This is a genomic window from Lysobacter sp. A421 (genome assembly GCF_054052145.1).
The window spans coordinates 266,401-287,388 of the sequence record NZ_JBSVRL010000001.1 but is presented as its reverse complement, the minus strand read 5'-3'; the positions used below and the strand labels follow the sequence as shown (position 1 = coordinate 287,388).

21 protein-coding genes are annotated in these 20,988 nt (G+C 64.8%); 7 read left to right on the top strand and 14 right to left on the bottom strand.

The genetic code is table 11. The features are described from left to right. The first annotated feature begins 13 nt into the window (after nt 1-13). Nucleotides 14-580, top strand: coding sequence for an elongation factor P-like protein EfpL (efpL, locus tag ACW7G6_RS01340; RefSeq protein ID WP_456979093.1), 567 nt, complete (start codon nt 14-16; stop codon nt 578-580). A 172-nt stretch (nt 581-752) separates the two neighbouring features. On the opposite strand, the gene ACW7G6_RS01335 is transcribed toward efpL, so the two are convergent. The 3 genes from ACW7G6_RS01335 to ACW7G6_RS01325 all read right to left on the bottom strand — a co-directional run bounded on the left by ACW7G6_RS01335 (nt 753) and on the right by ACW7G6_RS01325 (nt 4,575). Beyond that, on the bottom strand, nt 753-2,714 hold the full coding sequence (locus tag ACW7G6_RS01335) for a DUF7844 domain-containing protein (RefSeq protein ID WP_456997382.1): 1,962 nt from the start codon (nt 2,712-2,714) through the stop codon (nt 753-755). 25 nt (nt 2,715-2,739) lie between these two features. Continuing rightward, nucleotides 2,740-3,051: a DUF2388 domain-containing protein gene (locus tag ACW7G6_RS01330; RefSeq protein WP_456979091.1), complete on the bottom strand. Its 312-nt coding sequence runs from the start codon at nt 3,049-3,051 to the stop codon at nt 2,740-2,742. Between the two features lie 102 nt (nt 3,052-3,153). Then, nucleotides 3,154-4,575 carry an FAD-binding oxidoreductase gene (locus ACW7G6_RS01325; RefSeq protein ID WP_456997381.1) on the bottom strand — a complete coding sequence of 474 codons (1,422 nt, stop codon included), beginning with the start codon at nt 4,573-4,575 and terminating at the stop codon, nt 3,154-3,156. Nucleotides 4,576-4,702: 127 nt separating this feature from the next. Between ACW7G6_RS01325 and serA the strand changes: the two genes are divergently transcribed. Continuing rightward, nucleotides 4,703-5,941 carry a phosphoglycerate dehydrogenase gene (gene serA, locus ACW7G6_RS01320; RefSeq protein WP_456997380.1) on the top strand — a complete coding sequence of 413 codons (1,239 nt, stop codon included), beginning with the start codon at nt 4,703-4,705 and terminating at the stop codon, nt 5,939-5,941. Between the two features lie 33 nt (nt 5,942-5,974). On the opposite strand, the gene ACW7G6_RS01315 is transcribed toward serA, so the two are convergent. Then, nucleotides 5,975-6,553 carry an NUDIX hydrolase gene (locus ACW7G6_RS01315; RefSeq protein ID WP_456997379.1) on the bottom strand — a complete coding sequence of 193 codons (579 nt, stop codon included), beginning with the start codon at nt 6,551-6,553 and terminating at the stop codon, nt 5,975-5,977. Between the two features lie 185 nt (nt 6,554-6,738). Here ACW7G6_RS01315 and ACW7G6_RS01310 point away from each other — a divergent pair, with 185 nt between their 5' ends. The 5 genes from ACW7G6_RS01310 to mtnC all read left to right on the top strand — a co-directional run bounded on the left by ACW7G6_RS01310 (nt 6,739) and on the right by mtnC (nt 11,507). Further along, nucleotides 6,739-8,211 carry an amino acid permease gene (locus ACW7G6_RS01310; RefSeq protein ID WP_456979087.1) on the top strand — a complete coding sequence of 491 codons (1,473 nt, stop codon included), beginning with the start codon at nt 6,739-6,741 and terminating at the stop codon, nt 8,209-8,211. Between the two features lie 9 nt (nt 8,212-8,220). Continuing rightward, the gene (locus ACW7G6_RS01305) at nt 8,221-9,513 is read left to right on the top strand and encodes an amino acid permease (protein ID WP_456979086.1); all 1,293 of its coding nucleotides are present in this window, start codon (nt 8,221-8,223) and stop codon (nt 9,511-9,513) included. Between the two features lie 109 nt (nt 9,514-9,622). Beyond that, nucleotides 9,623-10,261 (top strand): methylthioribulose 1-phosphate dehydratase, encoded by a 639-nt coding sequence (locus ACW7G6_RS01300; protein WP_456979085.1) that lies wholly within the window; start codon nt 9,623-9,625, stop codon nt 10,259-10,261. Next, nucleotides 10,258-10,815 carry a 1,2-dihydroxy-3-keto-5-methylthiopentene dioxygenase gene (locus ACW7G6_RS01295; RefSeq protein WP_456979084.1) on the top strand — a complete coding sequence of 186 codons (558 nt, stop codon included), beginning with the start codon at nt 10,258-10,260 and terminating at the stop codon, nt 10,813-10,815. Before ACW7G6_RS01300 ends, ACW7G6_RS01295 begins: the two co-directional genes overlap by 4 nt. Nucleotides 10,816-10,823: 8 nt before the next feature. Continuing rightward, the gene (gene mtnC, locus ACW7G6_RS01290; RefSeq protein ID WP_456979083.1) at nt 10,824-11,507 is read left to right on the top strand and encodes an acireductone synthase; all 684 of its coding nucleotides are present in this window, start codon (nt 10,824-10,826) and stop codon (nt 11,505-11,507) included. Between the two features lie 13 nt (nt 11,508-11,520). On the opposite strand, the gene ACW7G6_RS01285 is transcribed toward mtnC, so the two are convergent. The 10 genes from ACW7G6_RS01285 to ACW7G6_RS01240 all read right to left on the bottom strand — a co-directional run bounded on the left by ACW7G6_RS01285 (nt 11,521) and on the right by ACW7G6_RS01240 (nt 20,929). Continuing rightward, nucleotides 11,521-13,218 (bottom strand): calcineurin-like phosphoesterase C-terminal domain-containing protein, encoded by a 1,698-nt coding sequence (locus ACW7G6_RS01285; protein ID WP_456979082.1) that lies wholly within the window; start codon nt 13,216-13,218, stop codon nt 11,521-11,523. A 122-nt stretch (nt 13,219-13,340) separates the two neighbouring features. Beyond that, nucleotides 13,341-13,946, bottom strand: coding sequence for a bifunctional phosphoribosyl-AMP cyclohydrolase/phosphoribosyl-ATP diphosphatase HisIE (gene hisIE, locus ACW7G6_RS01280; RefSeq protein WP_456979081.1), 606 nt, complete (start codon nt 13,944-13,946; stop codon nt 13,341-13,343). Beyond that, nucleotides 13,933-14,712, bottom strand: coding sequence for an imidazole glycerol phosphate synthase subunit HisF (hisF, locus tag ACW7G6_RS01275; protein WP_456979080.1), 780 nt, complete (start codon nt 14,710-14,712; stop codon nt 13,933-13,935). Before hisF ends, hisIE begins: the two co-directional genes overlap by 14 nt. Then, entirely contained in the window at nt 14,706-15,512 is an 807-nt protein-coding gene (hisA, locus tag ACW7G6_RS01270; RefSeq protein ID WP_456979079.1) for a 1-(5-phosphoribosyl)-5-[(5-phosphoribosylamino)methylideneamino]imidazole-4-carboxamide isomerase, read from the bottom strand. Before hisA ends, hisF begins: the two co-directional genes overlap by 7 nt. Continuing rightward, on the bottom strand, nt 15,512-16,114 hold the full coding sequence (hisH, locus tag ACW7G6_RS01265) for an imidazole glycerol phosphate synthase subunit HisH (RefSeq protein ID WP_456979078.1): 603 nt from the start codon (nt 16,112-16,114) through the stop codon (nt 15,512-15,514). Before hisH ends, hisA begins: the two co-directional genes overlap by 1 nt. Beyond that, complete coding sequence (gene hisB / locus ACW7G6_RS01260) at nt 16,111-17,184, bottom strand: bifunctional histidinol-phosphatase/imidazoleglycerol-phosphate dehydratase HisB (protein WP_456979865.1); 1,074 nt, start codon at nt 17,182-17,184, stop codon at nt 16,111-16,113. The genes hisH and hisB overlap by 4 nt, the downstream gene beginning before the upstream one ends. A 5-nt stretch (nt 17,185-17,189) precedes the next feature. Then, entirely contained in the window at nt 17,190-18,290 is a 1,101-nt protein-coding gene (gene hisC / locus ACW7G6_RS01255; protein ID WP_456997378.1) for a histidinol-phosphate transaminase, read from the bottom strand. After that, nucleotides 18,287-19,612 (bottom strand): histidinol dehydrogenase, encoded by a 1,326-nt coding sequence (gene hisD / locus ACW7G6_RS01250; protein WP_456979076.1) that lies wholly within the window; start codon nt 19,610-19,612, stop codon nt 18,287-18,289. Before hisD ends, hisC begins: the two co-directional genes overlap by 4 nt. Beyond that, nucleotides 19,609-20,520, bottom strand: a complete 912-nt coding sequence (gene hisG, locus ACW7G6_RS01245; protein WP_456979075.1) for an ATP phosphoribosyltransferase — start codon at nt 20,518-20,520, stop codon at nt 19,609-19,611. The genes hisD and hisG overlap by 4 nt, the downstream gene beginning before the upstream one ends. Nucleotides 20,521-20,617: 97 nt before the next feature. Beyond that, nucleotides 20,618-20,929 (bottom strand): YerC/YecD family TrpR-related protein, encoded by a 312-nt coding sequence (locus ACW7G6_RS01240; RefSeq protein ID WP_456979074.1) that lies wholly within the window; start codon nt 20,927-20,929, stop codon nt 20,618-20,620. Nucleotides 20,930-20,988: the final 59 nt, after the last annotated feature.

Genomic DNA, 20,988 nt, shown 5'->3' with positions numbered 1-20,988 from the left:
ACGGAAGAACCCAATGAAAGCCGCAGACGTCAAGAAAGGAAACGTGGTCGAGTACAGCAACACCATTTACCAGGTGCGCGACATCGAGCGCAGCTCGCCGCAAGGCCGGGGCGGCAACGTCAAGTTCCGTTTCACCATGTACTCGGTGCCCGGCGGCAACAAGTTCGATCTCAGTCTGGGCGGTGACGAGGACCTCAAGGAGGTAGAGTTGAGCCGTCGCCAGGTGACCTACTCCTACAGGGATGGCGATGCATTCGTGTTCCTCGATGACGAGGATTACAGCCCCTACATGCTGGACGCGGCGGTGGTCGGCGATGCGTCGGGCTATATCGTCGATGGCCTTTCGGGGTGCTATGTGCAGATCATCGATGAGCTGCCGGTCGGGCTGCAATTGCCGGCCAGCGTTGCGATCGAGGTTATCGAGACACCGCCCGAACTCAAAGGCGGCACGGCGACCAAGCGACCCAAGCCCGCCAAGCTGTCAACCGGTCTTGAGATCATGGTCCCCGAGTACATCGGCACCGGCGAGCGGGTACTGGTGAGCACAACCAGTGGCGAGTTCGCCGGTCGCGCCGACTGATCGCCTGCGCCGGCTCGCCAAGAATCGTCTGAACAACTGCGTCATCCCCGCGAAGGCGGGGATCCATGGACGTCAGCCTCTGATGGGCAACGTCCCTGGACTCCCGCCTTCGACCGCAGGAAGTCCAGTAGGACGCGGGAGTGACGATCAAAACGAATTGTTCAGACCTTCCCTATGGAAGGTCCAACCCTGAATCGCGCTGGTTCAACACCCGCAACCGCTCGCCGAGCGCATCCACGTTGTCCCGTGTGCGCTCCAGGTTGGCGCGCAGGTCGGGATCCAGCAGCGCTTTGACTTCATTACGCAGCTGGAGGTTGAGCTCGTCAAGACGTGCCTTGCGGCGCCCACTCTCCAGCGCCAGGCGTTGGATCTCGGCGGGCTGCGGCAAGCCATAGCCGTCGCTCGCAGCGAGCAACCCGGCCGGGCGGCTGAGGAACCCGCTGTGCTGCAGGATCTGGCGAAGCCTGGCACCGGCATCGGCAGGTTCGCCACCTGGCGCCGTCTGGCCCGCAGGCAAGGGATCCTCCGCGGCATTCGGCTGCCTGTTCGGCCCGTCGTCGCGTCCGGCCATCATCGCGCCCAGGTAGCGCCGTTTCAGATCTTCCTGGGCCAGCAATACCTGCCGACGCAATGCCGCTTGTTCCAGCAACAACAACGCGGCACTGGCACGCAACCCGGCCTGATCGAACCAGACGCGCCGTTCGCCGGGCGGCAATGCCAACCAGTCTTCGACCTCGCTTTGCGGCAGCCCCAGCTCTTGCCGCGCAACCACGAACATCACCTGGAAACGCTCGCGAAACGAGTCGAAGCGGTAACCCAGCCGGCGCGCCTCGTGCGGGTCGTCCAGCACCGAGGTATCGGCCAGGTCGCGCCGATCCAGCTTCGTCAGCAGGCCGGTCGGCGTAATCGCCGCCAACCCCGCCTGGGCCAGCTGCGGGACGCCGTCATGCAGCAGTTTGAATGTCTCCACCGCACAGTTGTTGCTGACGAAATAATAGCGGCCGTCGTAACTCCAATGCAGTTTTGCGGCGCGCTCCAGCAGGCCCTCGATCTGGCTGCGGTCCAGCGCCAACGGGATCGATTGCAGCGCGCGCAACTGGTCCTTGGTGTACTCCTCCACCACCTGCTCCAGCGGCAGCACGAACAGTCGCGATGGATAGGAGCCGGTCAGTCCACGCCAACTGGACAGTTGCACGTCATTGACGAAGGCGCGGAACGACAGCACCAGGTGATGCTGCAGGTCCAGCCGGCAGCCCGGCCCGCGCGGCCGCCCGGGCGCACAGACCACCAGCCGCAACATGCTGTGGCCCCAGCGACTCATCAACTGCTCGTTGCCCTCGGCCAGCAGGTATTCGACAGCGTAGACGCGTTCCGGGTCGAGCACGTTCAAGACCTGCGGAGTGCCGGAGGCGTCATCACCTGCCGCGCTACCCGCGTTCAGATAGACAAACCCCTGCGGGCACTGCGGGTGCGACGGCGCCCAGCCGAAATGATCCCGGAAGAACCGGTGCAACCCCGGCCGCCGACAGGCATAGGACGGGTCGAGCAGGAAGTACTCCAGATTGACCGCAACGAACTCGCGTGGGCTGGTGAGTTCGTACGGGTCCGGGCTGCGATCGACGAACCGATTCTCCGACTGGCGCGCACCGAACCACCGGGCCTTGACCTGCCACCCGGCCAGATCGAGCAAGCGTGGCTCATCGGACAGCCCGTGGACGCGGTCATGGAAGTGGGCAAGTTCGTGCAATACCGTGGCGATCAGTTCATCGCGCTGGCTACGCCCGGTGCGAGTGGCATCGCGGCGGCTCGCGCGCCCGGCAGCCGTGCCGTCGGTCAATCCGTCCAACAGCCGGCGGTTGAGCAGCAGCTCACGGTGTTCCGCCCGGCCCCAGGCATCGTGAGGCAACACATCGTCCCAGCGAACCACGACCTGTTGGTCCAACGAATCCGTGAAGCCCGGAGGCAACCGCGCGAGCGCCTGGTCCAGCAGTTCCTGACTGGCAACGACCTGGGCCGGTTCCAGCCCGCGGGTGTCCAGTTGCAGGCGTAGCGCGGCATGCGCGGGCGCCCATCCCGATAGCAACAACAGTGCGGCGCAATAAACGCGCGACCGGGCCGCGCGCCAACCCTTCATGTAACGGGATCCACCACCGCCGGGATCACAACGCGAGGATGGCCCGTGCCAGTTCAAGGTCGCTGGCGTCACGCGCCTGCTGCAACTGCCCGCGCAACCGCACGAACGCCGCTTCCAGGTGCACGCCGCGGATATCACCGTCGGTGGCCACGAAGCTGGCGGCATCGTCGCGCGCAGCGATGACGATCTTGTCGTCGCCGGCTGAACTGCTGGTCGCGGAAGTACCACCAACGGCGCCGCTTATCGCTTCGGAGAGCGTGTAGAAGCTGGACGCCGAAGCGATCGAAGAGGCGCTGGCAAGCAGCAGGACACAAAGCAGGCGAGAGTGAATGGTCATCGATTGGGTTCCATTGGGGGCAAGCAAGAGAATGGCGGTTGCAGGTTACCCGCCTGCGGCACGACCGATGTTATCGGCTGGCAACGCCGGTATTGCGGACGTTCAGCTAGGCGGCTGCGTATCTTCCAGGGACGGTCCCGGATCGAACAACTTGCCCGGATTCATGATGCCTGCCGGGTCCAGCACGCGTTTTATGCCACGCATCACTTCGATTTCCGCCGCCGACCGGGTGCTGTCCAGCCAAGGCTTCTTGACCAGACCGATACCATGCTCGGCAGAAATGCTGCCGCCGTGGCGCTGCAGGCACGCCGCCAGCAGGTCGGTCACCCGCGTGCACTGGGCCACGAAATCATCGGTCGCCATGTCATCAGGCGCCAGTATGTTGATATGCAGGTTGCCATCGCCGATATGGCCGAACCAGACCACCTCGAAATCCGGGTACTCACGCGCCAGCAGTGCCTGGGTTTCGGCCAGGAACGGCTGCATCGCGGAGAGTCTGACCGAGACGTCGTTCTTGTAGGGCCGGTAGCGCGCCAGGCTCTCGGTAATGCCCTCGCGCAGTCGCCACAATCCGGCGGCCTGGGCATCGCTCTGGCTGATCACGCCATCGCTGACCCAGCCCGCTTCCAGGCAATGCTCGAATGCTCCCAGCGCAGCAGCCTGCCGGGCTTCGTCACCGACGGCGAATTCGGCCAGCACGTAGTACGGGTACGACTCGTCAAACGGGTCTTGCGCGCCACCCTCAACGACATGACGCATTGCCACGTGGGTGAAAAACTCGAACGCTTCCAATGGCAGCCGCTCACGGAAGGCCGCAAATACCTGCATCAATTTCCCGAACGATGGCAGCGCCAGCAACATGACGCTTGACGGCGGCGGCAGGTCGGTCAGCCGCAAGCTCGCCTCGACCACGATGCCCAGGGTGCCCTCGGAGCCGACGAACAGGTGGCGCAGGTCGTAGCCACTGGAATTCTTGACCAGCCCGCGGTTGAGCTCCAGCAACTCGCCGCCACCGGTTACCACCTTCAGCCCGGCGATCCACTCGCGGGTGTTGCCATGGCGGATCACCCGGATACCGCCGGCATTGGTGGCAATGTTCCCGCCAATGGAGCACGAGCCACGTGCGGCGAAATCCACCGGGTAGAGCAAACCCTGCTCGCGCGCCGCCTGGTGCACGGCTTCCAGCGCGATGCCTGGCTGCACGGTCAAGGTGCGGTCGATGGGGTCGAACTCCACCACCTTGGTCATCCGTTCCAGGCTGACCACCAGCTCGCCATTGGCCGCGACTGCGCCGCCCGACAGTCCGGTGCGTCCGCCCGACGGCACGATTCCCACGCCATGCTGGTTGGCCCAGCGCACGACCGCTTGCACCTGCTCGATGCTTGCAGGCAACACGACTGCAAGTGGTGACGGCGTCCACCGCCGGGTCCAGTCGCGACCGTAGTACTCCAGGTCGTCCGGGTCGGTCTTGACCTGCAAACCGGGAATGGTTGCCAGCAAGGTGTTCAAGCGCGGGTCGTTCATCAAATGGTCGCTGCAGCGCGATGGGACTTCAGCCTGCCAGCAGCACCAGCCGCACGTCCAGTGGTGCGACGCAGCAAACCACCGGGGTTTCTGCGATATTCGGTTCTCTGTTCAATGAGTCCCGTCCGTGACCCCCACCACCTCGTACCCGAAAAACGACATCCGCGTATTGATGCTGGAAGGCGTCAGCCAGAACGCCATAGAAAAATTCCGCGCCGCCGGCTACGCGCAGATACAGATCCACGACAAGGCGCTGCCCGACGACGAGCTGAAGCGTCAGATCGCCCAGGCGCACATCATCGGCATCCGCTCGCGCACCCAGTTGACGGCCGAGGTGTTGGGCCAAGCGCGGCGACTGATGGCAATCGGCTGCTTCTGCATCGGTACCAGCCAGGTCGACCTGGATGCGGCCGAAAAGCTCGGCATCCCGGTGTTCAACGCGCCCTACTCCAACACCCGCAGCGTGGCCGAGCTGGTCATTGCCGAGGCGATCATGCTGATGCGCGGAATCGCGCAGAAGAGCGCGAGCTGTCATCGGGGTGGTTGGTCCAAGTCGGCCATCGGCAGCCACGAGATCCGCGGCAAGACCATCGGCATCGTCGGCTATGGCCACATTGGCACCCAGGTCGGCGTGATCGCCGAGGCACTGGGAATGCAGGTGCTGTTCCACGATATCGAACCCAAGTTGACGTTGGGCAACGCGCGCGAGGCCGCCAGCCTGGAGGACTTGCTGGCGCGCAGCGAAGTGGTGACGCTGCATGTGCCGGAGACCCCGGCCACCCGTGATCTCATCGGTGCGCAGCAGATCGCCCGGATGCGTCCGGGCGCGCACCTGATCAATGCCTCCCGGGGCAAGGTGGTCGATATCGATGCGCTTGCCGATGCCCTGAAATCCGGCCACATCGGCGGCGCGGCGGTGGACGTGTTCCCGGCGGAGCCGAGCAGCAACAATGACGTTTTCAGCTCGCCCCTGGTCGGCATCGACAACGCGATCCTCACCCCGCATATCGGCGGCAGCACGCTGGAGGCGCAAGACAATATCGGGTTGGAGGTCGCCTCCAAGCTGATCCGCTACAGCGACAACGGGTCAACCCTGTCAGCGGTCAACTTCCCCGAAGTCACCCTGCCCGAGCACACCGGAAGCCTGCGTTTGCTGCATATCCACCGCAACGTGCCGGGCGTGATGTCGCAAGTCAACGAGATCTTCTCCCAGCGTGGCGTCAACATCGACGGTCAGTTCCTGCGCACCGACGCGGACGTGGGCTACGTGGTGATCGACATCAGCGCCAGCGAGGCACAGGCGACAGAACTCAGGGCGCTGCTGTCGGCGATTACCGGCACCCTGCGCACGCGCGTGCTGTACTGATCGTTCCGGTACAGCGGCCATTGCCGCGGGCGCTCACCGGCGCTCCAGCCACTTGCATGCCATGCGCCTAAGCGACGGATCCGTCGATGCTTCGCTGGCAATGCCGGCGATATCGCGCCATTGCAGGTCGAGCGACTCGGCGCTGATGATGTAGTCCTCATCCGCGCCGGCATGGACGATGTATCGCGCGTCGTAATGCCAATGCCCCGGCACGCCCCGGCGCTCGCCGATCCAGTGACGGTCCAGGTCGAACAACGCGGGTTCGACCCGCAGCCCGGTCAGGCCGGATTCCTCCTCGGCTTCGCGCAGCGCGACCTGCGACAGGTCACGGTCGCCATCGGCGTGGCCTCCCAGCTGCAGCCAGCGACCCAGCTTGCGATGGTGGGTCAGCAGCACCCGCGTGCCGGTGCGGTCCACCAACCAACTCGAGCCGGTGAAGTGGCCCGCCAACCGGCCGCGTACGAACGGATCGTCGGCGTCGTCCAACAACTGCTGGAACTGCCCGACCACTCCGGTTTCGTCGGGCCAACGCTGGCAGTAACGGTCCAACTCCAGCCGAAGCGTGTCGATGGCCGGGTTGGCAGAAGGATGGGTTTGGGGGGTTGCGTGCATACGCCGGGGTACGTCCTGAGGGCTGGTTACTACCCGATGTTATCGACTGTGATGGGCGCCGCAAGCCGGCTTGCCGGACGTTTCTCCGCTGGGGTAAGGTGGCCCGCGCCCCTTCGCACGTGGTACGCGTCGGTATAGCACTCACGGCAGTCATCGCGATTGTCGACAATCAGCTGGGGATCCGGATGCTCAAGGAACTGTTAGTCACCAAGCCGATTGCACCGGCAGGACACGTCGATGCAGGCGAGCCATTCGAGGGCAGCCTTGAGGGCGAAGTTACACTCAAGCGCACCCTGACTCGCAGCCAGCTGGTACTGCTCGGCGTCGGAGCCGTGATTGGCGCAGGGATTTTCGTGCTGACCGGCCAGGCCGCGGCCGAGTACGCCGGACCTGCGGTGATGCTCAGTTTCATCTTCGCCGGCATCGCCTGCGCATTCGCCGGGCTGTGCTACGCCGAGTTCGCGGCAATGCTGCCGGTCTCGGGCAGCGCCTACTCCTACTCCTACGCCACCCTGGGTGAGGCGGTCGCCTGGTTCATCGGTTGGTGTCTGATACTGGAATACCTGTTTGCCGCGTCCACGGTAGCGGTCGGTTGGTCCGGCTACCTCAACGCGTTCCTGAGCAACTTCAACCTGGCCCTGCCGGCGGCGTTGGCAAGTGCGCCATACACCTTCGATGCCGCCACCCAGAAGTTCATCGGCACCGGCGCGCTGGTCAACCTGCCAGCGGTGCTGATCATCGCCGCCGTCAGCGGTGTGGGCTATGTCGGCATTACCCAGTCGGCATTCGTCAACTCGTTTATCGTCGCGATCAAGGTCACCGTGATCCTGTTGTTCATCGCCTTCGGCATCCAGTTCGTCGACCCGGCAAACTGGCAGCCGTTCATCCCGGAAAACCAGGGTGGCGACACCTATGGCATGCAAGGCGTGATCCGCGCATCGGCCGTGGTGTTCTTCGCCTATATCGGCTTTGATGCGGTATCCACGGCGGCAGGCGAGGCCAAGAACCCGCAGCGCGACATGCCGGTCGGGATTCTCGGCTCGCTGGCGGTTTGTACCGTGCTTTATATCGCGATGGCGGCGGTATTGACCGGCATGGTGGACTTCCGCCTGCTGAACACACCGGAGCCGGTATCCACCGCACTGGACAGCTTCCCGACCCTGGGCTGGTTGCAGACCCTGGTCGAGTTGGCGGCCATCGCCGGGCTGTCATCGGTGATCCTGGTGATGCTGATGGCGCAGCCACGGATCTTCTACTCGATGGCGCAGGACGGCCTGATTCCAAAGTTGTTCGGCAAGGTTCATCCCAAGTACCGCACGCCGTATATCGGCACGGTCATCGTCGGCGTGGTTGCCGCGATCCTGGCCGGCCTGCTGCCGGTTGGCTTCCTCGGCGACATCGTGTCGATGGGCACCTTGCTGGCGTTTGCCACCGTCAGTGCTGGCGTATTGATCCTGCGCTTCACCCAGCCTGATTTGCCACGCCCGTTCCGGGTGCCGATGGCGATCGTGATCTGCCCGCTGGGCGTCGCATCGTGCCTGTACCTGTTCTGGCAGCCGTTCAAGTCGCACTGGCCGTTGCTGCTGGGCTGGATCGTGGTCGGCGCGCTGATCTACGGGCTCTATGGCTATCGCCACAGCAAGCTGCACAACCGGTAGCCTGCCGCAATGAGCGTCCGCAAGATCGGCCCCGTGTTGGCCACCTTCCTGGTGGCCAACAACATGATCGGCTCCGGATTCTTCCTGTTGCCGGCCACCCTCGCCCGCTCCGGTGCGGTTACCGCGATCAGCTGGCTGCTCGCAACCGCGCTGGCGCTGGTACTGGGTGGCGCGTTCGCCCGACTGGCCCGCGATTATCCGAACCTGGAGTCTTCCGACGATTACGTGCGGCCGGCATTGGGCCGCGACGTCAGCTTCCTGGCCACGACGCTCTATTGGGCCTCATCGTGGATCGGCAACAACGCAATCGCCGTGGCCGCGTTTGGCTATCTGGTCACCTTGCTGCCATTCGATGGCAGCAACCCGCAGGTGCAGGTTGCCGGCCAGGTCGGCCTGATCTGGCTGATGTTTGCGCTCAACCTGCTGGGGCCGCGACCGGTGGCGAAGTTCCAGTCGTTCTGCGTGGTGTTCGGGCTGGCGCCGGTAGCCATGGTGTTGATGTTCGGTTGGGGCAGCTTCGACCGCGGTATCTACGACGCCGGCTGGAACGTCACTGGCGAGTCCGACGGCTCGGTGATCTTCAGCTCCCTGGCGCCGATCTTCTGGGCTTTCGTCGGCCTGGAAACGGGCGCCATGGTCGCCGGCGTGGTCCGCAATCCTGACCGGAACGTACCCATCGCCACCCTGGCGGGCATCACCATCGCAGGCGTGATCTACCTGATTTCGTCCGTGCTGGTGATGGGCATCATTCCGGCCGCGGACCTGGCCGCCTCCAGCGCTCCGTTCGCGCTGGTTGCCGCCGAAATATTCGGACCCTGGGCGGCCATTGCGATCGCGGCCGCGGCCGCGCTGAAGGCCACCGGCACCCTGGGTGGCTGGATGATGGTGACCGGTGAATCGGGCGCCCGCGCCGCCGAGCGTGGGTTCCTGCCCGGTATCTTCGCCCGCATGAATCGCCGCGGTGCGGCGGCATGGGGTCTGGTGATCGTGTGCCTGTCGATGACTGCCATCGCGTTCTTCACCCTGTCGCCCACCGTGTCCGGCCAGTTCGAGATCATCATTGGCACCGTGGTGTCGCTGGTGGTCATCGCCTACGCCGCCGCCGGCTTGAGCCTGGTGATGGGCACCAAGGCCCGTCGCTCCAGTAGTGGCGACCGCTTGTTGGGGGTGGGTGCACTGGTCGCTTGCGGGTTGTTGTTGTGGTCGTCGGACCCGGTCATCCTGCTTGGGGCGGCGGTCGTGGCCCTGATCGCCTGGATCGCCTACCGGGTATTTGGACGCAAGGTGCTTCCCGCCGCTTGACGATGGACCCCGATGGCAACGACGACGGCGCGGGCAACGGCGCCGTCGTCGTTTTCGGGGTGTGAAACGGACAACGGCCAGATGCGCTCCGGATTGCTAGAATCGAGGCATGAACACTGCCCTGCCCTACGACCCGCAACAGCTGAAGCATTGCGCCGGCGAGATCATCGTCAACGTGCGCGAACTGGCAGCTGCCGGCTGGACCCCCGCGACCAGCAGCAATTTCTCGCATCGGCTGGACGCCCGGCACGTGGCAATTACCGCCTCTGGCGGCGACAAGGGCCGGCTGACCGAGGCCCAGATCATGGTCGTCGACCTGGAAGGCCGGCCGGTCGCCACCGACCAGCGCCCGTCGGCCGAGACCCTGCTTCACACCCGGCTTTACCAGCGCTCCGCGCAGATCGGTTGCGTCCTGCACACCCATTCGCAGAACCAGACCGTCGCCTCTCGACTGTATGCCGGCATCGGCCACGTACATCTGGAAGGCTACGAGATGCTCAAGGCGTTCACGGGCAACACCACCCACGACACCATGCTGGACTTGCCGGTGCTGCCCAACAGCCAGGACATGCACACCCTCGCCGCCCAGGTCGATGCGCTGCTCGACAGCCGTGGGATGTGGGGCTATCTGATCGATGGTCACGGCCTGTATGCCTGGGGGGCCGACATGGCCGAGGCGCGACGCCACCTGGAGGCGTTCGATTTCCTGCTGGGATGCGAACTGGAGCTGAGGAAACTGCAACGATGAGCCGACTGCGGATATTCAACCACGAGCAACCGGCCACGGCGTTGCTGGCCACCAGCGACCAGGCCGCGATCACCCGTGAGTTGGCGACCATTGGTGTCGCCTTCGAGCAGTGGGAAGCCAGCCAACCGGTCACGCCCGGCGACCCGCCGGAAAAAATCATGCAGGCCTATCGCGCCGACATCGACCGGCTGGTCGCACAACACGGTTTCCAGAGCGTGGACGTGGCCAGCGTGGGGGCCGACAACCCCAAGCGCGCGGAGATCCGGAAAACGTTCCTGGACGAGCATTTCCACAAGGAGGACGAGGTCCGTTTCTTCGTCGCCGGCTCGGGACTGTTCACCCTGCACGTGGGCGAGAAGGTCTATGAGGTCTTGTGCGAACGGGGTGACTTGATCTCGGTGCCCGATGGCACCACCCACTGGTTCGACATGGGCGCAGAGCCGGACTTCATCGCGATCCGCTTCTTCAAGCAGCCCGACGGCTGGGTCGGCCATTTCACCGGCACCGACATCGCCCAGCGCTTTCCGCGCCACGAACCCGGTGAGGCCCGATGAGCACGCCGATGAAAGCCATCCTCACCGACATCGAAGGTACTGCCAGCAGCATCTCGTTCGTCCGCGACGTTCTTTTCCCGTATGCGCGGCGGGCGCTGCCCGGCTTCGTCAAGGCACGAGGCCAGGAACCCGCGGTGCGCAAGTGGCTGGACATGGTCGCCACCGAGATGGGCGGCATGTGCCAGGACGCAATGATCGCCGAGGTGATGCAGGGCTGGATCGACGAGGATCGCAAGCACACCGCGTTGAAAGCGCTGCAGGGAATGATCTGGGCCGAGGGTTACCAGTCGGCCGACTTCACCGCCCATATCTACCCCGATGCCGCCGATGCCCTGCGTCAATGGCACGCCGATGGCATGCCGCTGTATGTGTATTCCTCCGGTAGCGTGCCGGCGCAACGGCTGTTCTTCGGCCACAGCGATGCCGGAGACCTGACCGGCCTGTTCTCGGGCTGGTTCGACACCGAGGTCGGTGGCAAGCGCGAGGCCGACAGCTACCGCGAAATCGCCAGCTCGATCGGCCTGCCCGCATCGGAGATCCTGTTCCTGTCCGACGTGGTCGCCGAGCTGGATGCCGCGCGCGATGCCGGCATGGACACCGTGCTGATCGACCGCATCGAGGACTACCCGCAGCCGCGCACGGCCGCACAGGCCAACGGCCACCGCCGCATGGAATCGTTCAGCGCCGTCTAGCCGACGCTTTAAGCTACTCGGTAGCGGCCTGCAGTTGGTAGCGGGTTTCACCCCGCTGCTCGCCTTGCCACGGGTCAAACACGCGGACTTCGACCCGGTGCTCGCCCGTCGGCAGGTCGGTCGGCAACGCGCCACGCCACAGGTGCCGGCTGGGCTTGGCTTCCGGCGAGCGGTCAAAGCCGCGCAGGGCACTGGCCTCGTCGTCGCGGACGTTCTCGGCCAGCAGGCCCGGATCGGCCTGTTCGACGCGCCGCATCGGCTTCCAGTCACCCTCATCGATCCGGTATTCGACCCGGCTATCGTCCATGCCCATGAACACGTTGGCGTAAACACCCCAGGCCGGGTACGCGCCGCGACGCAGCACTTTCGGCGCGTGAAGGGACATGGCGGCCGTGCGGGCCGGATCATCGGATCCCAGGCGCGCCGGATGCCAGCTCAACGCGTACTCGCCGCCCTGCCCGACCATCAGCCGTGCATAACCGTTGGGCGTGCCATCGGCCATGGTCGCATCGGGAATTCCGGCCGCGTCCTTCGCCCCGGACCAGAACGCGCCGCAGGCGGCACCCAGGTTGTACTCGTGCAGTGGCTGACGACCGTGCCAACCATTGCTGACCCCGTGATCAACGTGCTGTTGCACATGGCCGTGACCGCTGAGCAGCAACACGTTCGGAAAATCCTTCAACAATGCGAACAAACGTTCACGATCGGCCGCACGAAATGTCTCCGTGCCCGGGATCGATGAGGTGTCGAAGAAAGGGATGTGGGCGCCAATAACCAGCAAGCCATTCTTGTCCACGGTCGGCAGATAGGCCTGGAGGAACTCGAACTGATCCTCGCGCAGGCCGCCGATATAGGACGGCTTTTGCCCCGGTTGATAGATCACATCGTCCAGCAGGACGAACGCAGCCCCGCGCTCCTCCCACGCCACCGTGTCAGGGCCGAAAGTCTGACGAAAGCTGAGCAGCGAGTCCTCATCGCGACTCGCATCAAAATCCAGGTCGTGATTACCCGCCGCATGCAGCCACGGCACGCCGAGCGATGCGGTATGGGTGTTGATCGACGGATACAGCGAGAGATCGTCATTGACGATATCGCCCAGGCTCAGGCCCAACTGCGCCGGGGACCGGGCTGGCGCGTCGCCATGGAGCGCATCGCCGCGGATCGAGGCGATGATGTCGCGGGCGTAATAGTCGACATCGGCCAGCGACTTGACCTGCGGATCGGCCAACACCACGACGTCCAGATCGCCCGGGGGCGCCTTTATCGGGTGCAGGGCCACGTCCATCCGCCGGCTGGACTGCCTGGGAACACCCGCGTACTTCAGCGTCGGCGAGCCGTCCGGGAAGTAGTGTTGCCAGAACGCAGGCAGCCCGTCATCCCGCTTGGCGAACACATACTCGGAGGGCTTGATCGCAAATACGGTGTCGCCTGGTCGGATCGGAATCGAGTAGCTGCCATCGGCGGCGCTGTGGACAATGTCACGCCCGTTGGACAACTTGACCCCCGCGACACCGGCTTCACCCGGATCACGTGTGCCGTTGCCATTGCCGTCGAGGAAAGTCTTACCGGAAAACTCGGTAGCAGGTGTCGGTGCGGCATGGCCGGGTATCGCCGCGATGGCGATGGCGGCGGCAACACAAACCGCCGGCAAGCATCGCCGCCATGACGACAGCGATGACGATTGGACGGGCAGCAAGGGCGACTCGGGCATGACGCGGTTTCCGATGGCGTGGTTCGTGAAGCGTAGCAGCGCGGCATGCCCGCTTAGAGGTGCAGGTCGCCCGCCGAGGTCAACATCGCTTCATGCAGGAGCCACATCAGTCGCGCCGTTCATCAGGGTTTGTGGCGGGCGCGCAGAACATCCACGGCGTCGCTTAGCGACAGGCCGCGCGCGCGCAGCAACACCTGCAGATGAAAAATCAGGTCGGCGGCCTCACCGGCCAAAGCGACGTCATCCTGTGTAACAGCCGCCAGTGCGGTTTCCACGCCCTCCTCGCCGACCTTCTGGGCGATCCGACGCAGGCCCGATTCAAACAAGCCCGTGGTGTAACTGGACTCCGGGCGCTCGCACTCCCGCTGCTTGATCAGGTGATCGAGATCGACCAGAAAATCGCCGGGAGCGTTCGGGAAGCAACTGCTCCTGCCCAGATGGCAGGTTGGGCCTTGCGGGTGGATCTGCACCAGCAAGGTGTCAGCATCGCAATCGGTCTGGATCGAGACCACCTCCAGGAAATGCCCGGAGGTCTCGCCTTTCAACCACGCCTTTTGCCGGCTACGACTGAAAAAATTCACCTTGCCGGTGTCATACGTCGCCCGCAACGCGGCGCGATCCATGTAGCCAAGCATTAGCACACGCAGATTGGACGCATCCTGCACTACTACCGGCAACAAGCCGCTGCGCTGGTCCCAGGCCAGGGAGTCGGGATCAACTTCGGTCATGACGAACCTCGATGTTCTGTGATTGCAGGTGCCGCTTCAGCGCGGGAATCCGGACGGCACCGGAATGAAACACGCTCGCGGCCAGCGCGCCGTCCACGTCTGCCTGATGAAACACCGCAGCAAAATGCTCACTCGCCCCAGCGCCACCAGACGCGATCAGCGGCACGCGACAAACCTGGCGAACGGCGCGTAGTTGCTCAATGTCGTACCCCTCGCGCACGCCATCGCTGCCCATGCAGTTGAGAACGATCTCGCCCGCGCCCAGACGCTGTGCCTCGACCACCCAATCCAGCGTGGGCATCGGCAGCGCCTCGGTACGTGCAGCGTCGCCGGTGAACTGGCGCACACGCCACTGGCCATCGGCGTCAAGCAAGCTGTCGATGCCGACCACCACGCATTGCACGCCAAAGGCATCGGCGAGTTCGGTCACCAGCCCAGGCCGCTGCAGTGCCGGGGTGTTGATCGAAATCTTGTCCGCCCCCGCATGCAGCACCGCACGCGCATCCTCGACGCTGCGGATGCCGCCGGCGACACAGAACGGAATGTCGATGACCCGCGCGACACGCTCTACCCACGTGCAATCCACACTGCGTCCTTGTGGGCTGGCGGTGATGTCGTAGAACACCAGTTCGTCCGCGCCCTGGTCACGGTAGTACTGCGCCAGATCGACGATATCGCCCATGTCGACGTGGTCACGAAAACGCACGCCCTTGACCACGCGGCCATCGCGAACATCCAGACAGGCAATGATGCGGCGGCTCAACACCCGCGTTGCTCCGCAAGCGTATCGGCCAGCGCCAGGCGTCCATCCAGCAGCGCTTTGCCAAGGATCGCGCCGGCGCAACCCGCCTCGCGTGCAGCGGCAATGTCGGCGACATCACGGATGCCGCCTGATGCCTGCAACTGCACGCCGGGCGCCAGCGCGTGGATGTGGCGGTACAAGTCCAGGTTGGGGCCACCGAGCATGCCGTCGCGATCGATATCCGTGCACAACAAATGCTGCAGGCCGGCGTCGGCGTAACGCCGCAGCAAAGGCTCCAGTTGCTCGCCGCTGTCCTGTGTCCAACCCGCCGTCGGCAATTGCCAACGGCCGTCGGCGGTCTGGCGTGCATCCAGCGCCACCGTGATCCGCTGGCTGCCGAACCGGTGCAGCCAGTCAATCACCAGTTCTGGCTCGCGTACCGCCAACGAGCCGATCACTACCCGCTCGGCACCCGCAGCAAGGACGGCCTCGACATCGCCCTGGTTGCGTACACCGCCGCCGGTTTGTATCCGCAACCCTGTTTCGAACTTCAGTGTGCGTAACAACGGGAGCAAGGTGTAGCCACCGGCCCTTGCTGCGTCCAGGTCGACCAGGTGCAGCCAGGCCGCACCGGCGTCGGCATAGCGGTCGGCCACGACCTGCGGAAGCCCCGCATAGCGCGTCTCTTGCGCGTAGTCGCCTTGTCGGAGGCGCACCACATGGCCATCGCGAACGTCGATGGCGGGATAGACCAGAAACGCCGAATCACCCGCGTTGGGATCCGGTGTGGCGTTGGCAGACAGGAAGGGGTTTTCGTCGTTCATCACGATGACACCGACAGGAAGTTGGCCAGCAGGCGCGCGCCGACCGCTGCGGATCGCTCGGGGTGGAACTGCATGCCGTGGCGGTTGCCGCTGCGCACCACGGCCGAAAACTCCTGGCCGTTACGGCTGCTCGCCAGGGTGGCGTTGCCAAGCGGCGCGGCATAGCTGTGCACGAAATACACCTGGGCACCGTCATCGATGCCCGCGAGCAGAGGGTCCTCTCGTCGGACCTGAAGGCGATTCCATCCCATGTGCGGTACCCGGGACGCGAGATTGTCCGGGGTCAACTTGGCGATGCGGCCCGGAATCAGCCCCAGGCATTCCACCTCACCTTCTTCGGATGAGTCGTACAGCAACTGCATCCCCAGGCAGATCCCCAGCAGCGGTTGCCGCAGGTCACGCAGCACCTCCACCAGACCCAGCTCTCGCAGTCGCACCATGCCGCCAGCCGCAGCGCCAACGCCGGGCAGGATCACCCGCTCGGCCGATGCGATGTCCTCGGCGCGGGAGGTGACCTGTACCTGTGTGCCCAATCGCTCCAACGCGTAACGTACCGACCCCAGATTGGCGCCACCGGCATCGATCAGTACCACCTTGCTCACAGCAGACCCTTGGTACTGGGCAGCTCGCTGCCTTCGCGCTTGATTGCCTGGCGCAGCGCGCGTGCAACGACCTTGAAACAGGCCTCGACCTTGTGGTGATCGTTGTCGCCACGCACCTGCAGGTTGAGGTTGAGTCCTGCGTTTTCACACAACGAGCGGAAAAAATGCGCCACCAACTCGGTCGGCATATCGCCGATGCGCTCACGCTGGAATTCGCCATCAAAGACCAGCCAGGGACGCCCGGAAAAATCCAGTGCCGCCGTCGCCAGCGTCTCGTCCATCGGCAGGGTGAATCCGTAGCGGCCGATTCCGCGCTTGCTGCCCAAGGCTTCGCGCAATGCCTGGCCGAGCGCCAGCGCGCTGTCCTCGATGGTGTGGTGCTCATCGATATGCAGGTCGCCATCGCAGTGCAGACTCAAAGCAAAGCCCCCGTGCTTGCCGATCTGTTCCAGCATGTGGTCGAAGAATCCCAATCCGGTAGCGATGCTCGGCTCGGCAACGCGATCCAGATCGACCTCGACGCGGATGCGGGTCTCCCGGGTGTTGCGCTCCACGCTCGCCGTGCGCGGCGCATCGGCAAGTACATGCGCAATTGCCGGCCAGTCCCAGTCACCGCCGAATTGCGGGGTGCGCAACTGGAACGCGCGAACACCCAGGGTGCGTGCGAAGCCGTTGTCGGTCTCGCGGTCGCCGACCATCGCCGAGCGCGACCAGTCGATGCTGCGATCCTTCAGATAATGCAGCGCCAGACCAATGCCCGGCTTTCGCGTAGGCGCGTTGTCGGATGGCAGACTGGTGTCGATCAGCACCTCGCGGAAGCTCACGCCCTGGCTCTCCAGCACCTGCATCATCAGCTCGTGCGGGCCGTCGAAATCCGCCTGCGGGAAGGCCGTCGTGCCCAGTCCGTCCTGATTGGTCACCATCACCAACTGGTAGCCGGCATCACGCAGCTTCAGCAGCGCCGGGATCACATCGGGGATGAAGCGCAGCTTGTCGAGACGATCAAGCTGGAAGTCTTCCGGCTCCTCTACCAAGGTGCCATCGCGATCAACGAACAGGATCGGCGTCAACGTGCTCATGCGCCCGTCTCCAGCGAGTTGATCGCGTCGATCACACAGGTGTTCTGTGCGTGGCTGCCGACGGTGATTCGCAAGGCATCCTCCAGTCCTGGCGTCGCGCGCTGGTCGCGCACGACAATGCCGGCCGCAAGCAGTCGCTCAAAGGCGGCTTGGGCATCGTTGAACCGCACCAGCAGGAAATTGGAGCGGGACGGATAGACCCGGCGAACTCCGGTCGCGGCCTGCAGTGCGACAAACAGTCGCTCGCGCTCGCCGATCAGATTCACCACACAGGCGTCGGTCGCCGCGCATGCCGATGACTCCAGCGCGCGACAGGCCAGATCGATGCACGGAGAGGGCAATGGGTACGGTGCCTGACAGCGCTGCAAAACCGTGATTAGTGCGGCATCGGCCATCACGCTGCCAATGCGTGCGCCGGCCAGGGCATGCGCCTTGGACAGGGTCCGCAGCACCGCGATATTGCGTTGACGGGCGAGCAGCGACATCGCCGACGGCGCTTGAGTGAACTCACCGTAGGCTTCATCGACAACCACCAGCGCGCGGCCTTCAAGGGTGCGGGCCAATGTTTCGACGGCATCAAGCGGCAACAGATTGCCGGTCGGATTTCCGGGTGAGCACAGGAACACCAGTTTGACCGCTTGCGTCTGGGCCGCTTGCGCGATCGCCTCGAAATCACAGGTGAAACCGTCCGCACCATCGATCAGCGGTACCTCGACCACCCGGGTGCCATGCAAGCGTGCACACACCGCGTACATGCCGAAGGTCGGTGGCGTGACCAGCACCGTATCGCCGCCCGGCCGACACAAGGCACGCACGAGCAGATCGATGGCCTCGTCGCTGCCCCGACCCACCAGTAGCTGCGATGGGGCACATCCATACCGCTGTGCCAGCGCGGCGCGCAATCGGTTGGGCTGTGGATCGGGATAGCGGCGCAGCGTGTCTCCCCCATCAACCACATTCGGCCACGGCGATTCGTTCGCGTTGAGCCAGATGTCGCCATCCAACGCTGCCGTGCGCGCCGAGGAGTAGCCGGAAAAACCGGCCAGGTCACTGCGGACCAGCACGAGTGGATCGGAAGGCATCGTTACGGTGCTCATGCCACGTCCAACCGTCGCGTCACCGCCAAGCGATGCGCATCCAGGCCTTCGGCGCGGGCCAGCTCCACCGCACACGGGCCGATGGCACGCAGGCCTTGCTGGTCGACCTCCTGCACGGTGATCGCCACCTGGAAGCTGGCGACATTGAGGCCACCGACAAAGCGCGCAGCGCCACTGGTCGGAAGGACGTGGTTGGTTCCACTGCAGTAGTCGCCCAGCGCTTCCGGTGCCCAGTCGCCCAGGAATACCGAACCCGCGGCTTGCACCTGAGGCAACCAGGCGCGTGCATCGCGCAATGCCAGGATCAAGTGCTCCGGTGCGTAGTCATTGCTGATCGAAAATGCCTCGTCCAGCGCCTCCACCTGGATCATGCGTGCGCACTGCAGCGCACGACGGGCGATGTCTGCGCGGGGCAAGTCGACCAGCTGTAGCTCGATCCGGGCGGCGACGCGGCTGATCAAGTCGGCGTCGTCGCTGATCAGGATCACTTGCGAGTCCGGCCCATGCTCGGCCTGCGACAACAGGTCGGCGGCGACAAACACCGGATTGGCACCGGCATCGGCGATCACCAGCACCTCGGACGGGCCGGCCGGCATGTCGATCCCGACGCCGCCCTCCAACCGGGCCACCTGGCGCTTGGCTTCGGTCACGAAGGCATTGCCCGGGCCGAACAACTTGTCACACGCCGGCACGCTGTCGGTGCCCAACGCCATCGCCGCGATCGCCTGCGCGCCGCCGATCTTGAATACCTTGCGCACCCCGCAGCGTGCTGCAGCCACCAATACCGCCGGATCGACGCTGCCATCGGATCGCGGAGGCGTGCACAACACGACGTCCCGACAACCCGCGAGCCGCGCCGGAATGCCGAGCATCAATGCGGTCGATGGCAATGGCGCCGACCCCGCCGGCACATACAAGCCAACCCGTCGGATCGGTCGCAACATCCGTTCGCAGCGCACACCCGGCGCCGTCTCCACGGCGTATGGCGAGGTCATGCCGGCGGCGTGGAACTGTTCGATACGACCGGCGGCCTCGTCGATCGCCGCGCCCAAGGCGGACGATATGGCGGTTTCGGCGGCAGAGAACTCGGCCCCGGTCACGGCAAAATCATCCAGCACCACACCATCGAAGCGTGCCGTCAATGCACGTAGCGCGACATCGCCACGCGTGCGGACATCCTCGATCAGCGCTGAAACCACCTCGGCGATTTCAGCGCCGCTGACCTGCGCCGGCCGCCGCAATGCCTGGTGACGCTCGGCCGGACCCAGCTCGCCCCATCGCAACACGGTCGATTGCACGCGGCCACTGTCCACCGCGCTCATGCCAGCATGCCCTCCACCGGCAATACCATCAGTCCGCAGGCACCGGCCCGCTTGAGCTCCTCCAGCCGCTGCCAGGTCAACGCGCCGTGGCATAACGCCTGCAACGCGAGATGATCGGCGCCATCCACCTGCATCACCGTCGGCGACTCGGCATCGGGCAACAGCGGCAGCAACCCCGGCAGCAACTCCCGCGAGGTCTGGAACAGCAGCAGCTTGCTGTGGCGGATGCGTAGTGCGCCATCCAGCCGGCGCAGCAGCAGCTCGACCAACTCGCCGCGCGCTGCGTCCAACTCGTGGACAGGACCGGCCAGCACGGCCTCGCTTTCAAACAAGGTCACCACCGGCTTGAGCTGGTTCGCCGCAAGGGTTGCGCCGCTGGATACCAGATCGCAGATCGCATCCGCCTGACCCAGCCGCGGCGCGATCTCGACCGAGCCGGACAGCAATGCGACCTGCGCGTCCACGCCTTCGCGCGCCAGCCATTGTCCCAGCAGCGCCGGGTAGCTGGTGGCGATACGCTTGCCGGACAGCTGCGCCGGGGACTGCCATTCCCAGCTTTCCGGGACCGCCAGCGCCAGCCGGCAAGCACCGAAACCCAAAGCGCGCCATTCGCGAAATGCCGAGGCACGACCGGCGCAGATCCGCGCGCCATCCTGCTCGGCCAACACGTTGCGACCAACGATGCCGAGGTCGCACACGCCATCGGCAATCAGGCCGGGGATGTCGTCGTCGCGTACCAGCAGCAGGTCGACCGGCAAGCTCTCGCCGTAGCAAAACAGGCGGTCACGACTCTCGCGCCAGCTCATACCGCATGAGGCGAGCAGCGCTCGCGCGGGTTCGGCGAGGCGGCCGTTCTTCTGGATCGCGATACGCAAGCGATCGCGGGTGGCGGGATTGGGGGGAGTCATCAGGAGTCCAAAAAAGTGATTGCACGTACCCGGCCTGGGCCGCTCTGAGTCGCAGGCGCGGTCCACCGGCAGGCGCGGCCGTGTCAGGCGTGTCGTGTCAGGCGGTGCCGGCCTCGGTACGGCGAATGGCAGTGGCGTACCCGCCTGCGCCGTATTCGATCGTCCGCGCAACGCGGCCAATGGTGGTCACGCTGACCTGGGTGCGTTCGTGGATTTCGCGGTAGGGAATCCTTTGCAACAACAACGGCACCACCAGCCAGCGGTCAGTCATGGCTTCCAGCTCGGCAGGCGTACACAGATCCAACAGAAATGCCCGAACCTCGGCAGGACCGCGCAAGGCGGAAAACGCCGATGCCAGGGGATCCAACTCGTCGGGTGCATCCTCGGTTTCGGCAATGCGGCGCTTCATCTATTTTGTACCAATGTATTAACGTGCTAGTACATTAATGCGATGCACTCTATCCGTCA

Bases quoted from the DNA above. Each gene is read 5' to 3' on its own strand.
- efpL (WP_456979093.1), top strand. From the start codon at position 14: ATGAAAGCCGCAGACGTCAAGAAAGGAAACGTGGTCGAGTACAGCAAC.
- ACW7G6_RS01335 (WP_456997382.1), bottom strand. From the start codon at position 2,714: ATGAAGGGTTGGCGCGCGGCCCGGTCGCGCGTTTATTGCGCCGCACTG.
- ACW7G6_RS01330 (WP_456979091.1), bottom strand. From the start codon at position 3,051: ATGACCATTCACTCTCGCCTGCTTTGTGTCCTGCTGCTTGCCAGCGCC.
- ACW7G6_RS01325 (WP_456997381.1), bottom strand. From the start codon at position 4,575: ATGAACGACCCGCGCTTGAACACCTTGCTGGCAACCATTCCCGGTTTG.
- ACW7G6_RS01315 (WP_456997379.1), bottom strand. From the start codon at position 6,553: ATGCACGCAACCCCCCAAACCCATCCTTCTGCCAACCCGGCCATCGAC.
- ACW7G6_RS01310 (WP_456979087.1), top strand. From the start codon at position 6,739: ATGCTCAAGGAACTGTTAGTCACCAAGCCGATTGCACCGGCAGGACAC.
- ACW7G6_RS01305 (WP_456979086.1), top strand. From the start codon at position 8,221: ATGAGCGTCCGCAAGATCGGCCCCGTGTTGGCCACCTTCCTGGTGGCC.
- ACW7G6_RS01300 (WP_456979085.1), top strand. From the start codon at position 9,623: ATGAACACTGCCCTGCCCTACGACCCGCAACAGCTGAAGCATTGCGCC.
- ACW7G6_RS01295 (WP_456979084.1), top strand. From the start codon at position 10,258: ATGAGCCGACTGCGGATATTCAACCACGAGCAACCGGCCACGGCGTTG.
- mtnC (WP_456979083.1), top strand. From the start codon at position 10,824: ATGAAAGCCATCCTCACCGACATCGAAGGTACTGCCAGCAGCATCTCG.
- ACW7G6_RS01285 (WP_456979082.1), bottom strand. From the start codon at position 13,218: ATGCCCGAGTCGCCCTTGCTGCCCGTCCAATCGTCATCGCTGTCGTCA.
- hisIE (WP_456979081.1), bottom strand. From the start codon at position 13,946: ATGACCGAAGTTGATCCCGACTCCCTGGCCTGGGACCAGCGCAGCGGC.
- hisA (WP_456979079.1), bottom strand. From the start codon at position 15,512: ATGAACGACGAAAACCCCTTCCTGTCTGCCAACGCCACACCGGATCCC.
- hisC (WP_456997378.1), bottom strand. From the start codon at position 18,290: ATGAGCACCGTAACGATGCCTTCCGATCCACTCGTGCTGGTCCGCAGT.
- hisD (WP_456979076.1), bottom strand. From the start codon at position 19,612: ATGAGCGCGGTGGACAGTGGCCGCGTGCAATCGACCGTGTTGCGATGG.
- hisG (WP_456979075.1), bottom strand. From the start codon at position 20,520: ATGACTCCCCCCAATCCCGCCACCCGCGATCGCTTGCGTATCGCGATC.
- ACW7G6_RS01240 (WP_456979074.1), bottom strand. From the start codon at position 20,929: ATGAAGCGCCGCATTGCCGAAACCGAGGATGCACCCGACGAGTTGGAT.